This is a genomic window from Streptomyces nanhaiensis, from assembly GCF_046614825.1.
GTDB lineage: Bacteria > Actinomycetota > Actinomycetes > Streptomycetales > Streptomycetaceae > Streptomyces > Streptomyces radiopugnans.
In genome coordinates, this window is sequence record NZ_JBKJFM010000318.1 from 1 (window position 1) to 2,122 (window position 2,122).

3 protein-coding genes and 1 pseudogene are annotated in these 2,122 nt (G+C 76.5%); 3 read left to right on the forward strand and 1 reads right to left on the reverse strand.

From position 1 onward, the window contains the following. From ACLIYP_RS30270 to ACLIYP_RS30280, 3 genes are all read left to right on the forward strand, one after another. Positions 1-274: hypothetical protein (locus ACLIYP_RS30270; protein ID WP_412716272.1), on the forward strand; the 274-nt coding region annotated here is incomplete at its 5' end. A 38-nt stretch (positions 275-312) separates the two neighbouring features. Continuing rightward, complete coding sequence (locus tag ACLIYP_RS30275; protein ID WP_412716273.1) at positions 313-1,248, forward strand: 3-hydroxyacyl-CoA dehydrogenase family protein; 936 nt, start codon at positions 313-315, stop codon at positions 1,246-1,248. Then, positions 1,232-1,882: a condensation domain-containing protein gene (locus ACLIYP_RS30280; RefSeq protein ID WP_412716274.1), complete on the forward strand. Its 651-nt coding sequence runs from the start codon at positions 1,232-1,234 to the stop codon at positions 1,880-1,882. Before ACLIYP_RS30275 ends, ACLIYP_RS30280 begins: the two co-directional genes overlap by 17 nt. Here ACLIYP_RS30280 and ACLIYP_RS30285 read toward each other — a convergent pair. Further along, positions 1,780-2,122: pseudogene (locus ACLIYP_RS30285) on the reverse strand (hypothetical protein); the annotation flags it as partial. The gene ACLIYP_RS30280 and the pseudogene ACLIYP_RS30285 sit on opposite strands and share 103 nt — an antisense overlap.

A 2,122-nucleotide genomic window follows, 5' to 3' on the forward strand; every position in this document is an offset into this window, starting at 1 on the left:
GCACGCGGACCTGGCCGGGCGCATCGCCCGGCTGCGCGCCGAGGCGGGAACGCGCCCGGTCCCGGGCCGGCCGCCGCTGTGCGACGCCACCGCGGACCACGGCGGCACCGGCGGACCGGGCGGCGGCTCCGCCTCCGGCCTCCACTGGAGCATCACCGAGGACCGGATAGCCGTCGAGTACCGCACCGAGCTGTTCGACGAGGAGACGGTGCTGGCCATGGCCGACGAACTGATCGACCGGGCGCACGCCGCCACCGCAGAGTCCGCCGGCTGACACCGCGAGCACGACACCGACCGTGAAGGGGGCCCCGCGTGGGCGAGAACAGGGACAGCGAGCCGCCCGGCGCGACCGGGCTGCCGATCGGCGTGGTGGGCGCCGGCACGATGGGGGTCGGCGTCGCCCAGTGCTTCGCGGCGGCCGGCCATCCCGTGGTGGTCGTCGATCCGGATCCGGCGGCGCGTGCGAGCGGACCGGAGCGCCTGCGGGCCGGGGTGCGCGCGGCGCGCCTGCTGCGCGGGCGGGACGCGGGCCCGGCCGCGGAGCGGGTGGCCTGGGAGGCGGAGCCGTCCGCCCTGTCCGGCGCCCGGTTCGTGGTGGAGTGCACGCCGGAACGGGTGCCGCTCAAGAAGGCGGTCCTGGAGGAGCTGGACCGCCTGTGCCCGCCCGAGACGGTGTTCGCGTCGTGCACCTCGGCCGTTCCGATCGGCCGCCTCGCTTCCTTCACCGGCCGCCCCGGCCGGGTGATCGGCACCCACTTCATGAACCCGGCGCCGGTCAAGGACACCGTCGAGGTCGTCAGGTCCGCGCACACCGGCGCGCACACCGTGGAACTGACCGTGGACCTCCTGGCCGGCCTCGGCAAGAAGGCGATCGTGGTCGGCGACGGCCCCGGTTTCGTCAGCAACCGCGTGCTGATGCTGACGGTCAACGAGGCGGCCGCCGTCGTGGAGGCGGGCACCGCCGACGCCGGCACCGTGGACCGCGTCTTCCAGGACTGTTTCGGGCACGCCACGGGGCCGCTGCGGACCGCGGACCTCATCGGCCTCGACACCGTGCTCGACACGCTGGACGTGCTGCGCGAGCACACCGGCGACGAGCGCTTCCGGCCGACGCCCTTGCTGGCCCGGCTGGTCGCCGAGGGCAGTCTCGGCCGCAAGACCGGCCGCGGATTCCACCCGTACCCGAACCTACGACCCGTCGACCGCCCCCGGCACGCAGGAGCTGGCAGCCATGCCCGACACGTCTGAGCACCACACCGCGCACGGCACGACGCCGATCCAGGCAGGCGCTGCCGCCGTCGCCGAGGTCGTGGAGATCCACGGGCCGGTGGACGTGACCGTGCTGCAGGACGCGATCCGCCAGGTCGTCGCCGAGGCGGAGGCCGTGCGGCTGCGCGCGGCCTCCGGGGCCTCCGGCCCGCCGGAGTTCACCGACGGCGGCAGCCTGCCGCTGACGATGGTGGACCTCGCCGACGAGGCCGACCCGGCCGCCGCGGCCGAGGCCCGGGTGCGCGCCGAGCTGTCCGCCGCCGACGCGGGACTGAGGTCCGCGCAGACCCTGATCCGGCTGGCGGCCGACCGGTTCGCGTGGTTCCACCGGCATCCGCGGGCGGTCCTCGACACCTTCGGCTGCGCGCTGGTCAGCCGCCGCGCCGCCGAGGTGTACACCGCGCGGATCGTCGGCACGCCCCCGGGGGAGGGCGCGCTGCCGTCCCCGGCGGGCTTCGCCGAGGAGGAGGCCGCCTACCGGAACTCGCCGGCCCGCGAGGCGGACGCGGCCTACTGGCGGGAGCGCTTCGCCCACCGCCCCGAGCCGCTCGAGCTCCCCGGGCAGCTCGGCCTCCCCGGGCGGACGGTCCCCGGCCCGGGGCCGGACGCCTGAGGTGGAGACGCTCCCGACCGGGCGGCGGTGCTTGCCACCAGGCCGCCGCAGTCCACCGCGCAGGCGCGCACCGGCACCCCGCCGTCACGTCCCCACAGTCTGCGCTCGGCGCTGACGCTCTGCTGCCGCCCGGCGTCCGCCTCCAGCAGTGCGCGGTGCAGCCCGCCGAGGATGATCCGGTCCGGGTCGAGGATGTTGACCAGACCGGCCAGGCCCAGGCCGAGCCGGTCGATGAGCAGG